1 protein-coding gene is annotated in these 477 nt (G+C 63.9%); it reads left to right on the top strand.

Annotated elements, in window-relative coordinates; translation table 11 throughout:
• Positions 1-477, top strand: a 477-nt coding sequence (locus tag HMPREF2937_RS14240; protein WP_180364625.1) for a hypothetical protein, incomplete at both ends; no start/stop codon positions are given.

Below are 477 nucleotides of genomic sequence, written 5' to 3'. Positions count from 1 at the left end.
ATGCCGACGCAGATGCCGATGCCGACGCCGACGCTGATGCTGACGCCGACGCTGATGCCGATGCCGATGCCGATGCAGATGCCGACGCTGATGCCGACGCTGATGCCGATGCCGACGCTGATGCCGACGCCGACGCGGATGCTGATGCCGACGCTGATGCCGATGCCGACGCAGACGCTGATGCTGACGCAGATGCTGACGCCGATGCAGATGCAGACGCCGACGCTGATGCCGATGCAGACGCAGACGCAGATGCCGATGCCGATGCTGACGCTGATGCCGACGCTGATGCCGATGCCGACGCGGATGCTGATGCTGATGCCGATGCTGATGCAGACGCAGATGCCGACGCCGACGCGGATGCTGATGCCGATGCCGACGCAGATGCAGATGCTGATGCCGACGCTGATGCTGATGCCGATGCAGATGCCGATGCAGATGCCGACGCAGATGCTGATGCAGACGCAGACGCAGATG

This window comes from Staphylococcus sp. HMSC061G12 (assembly GCF_001838465.1).
Classification (GTDB): domain Bacteria; phylum Bacillota; class Bacilli; order Staphylococcales; family Staphylococcaceae; genus Staphylococcus; species Staphylococcus simulans.
The sequence above is the reverse complement of the archived record's forward strand: the minus strand, read 5'-3'. Positions and strand labels throughout refer to the sequence as shown.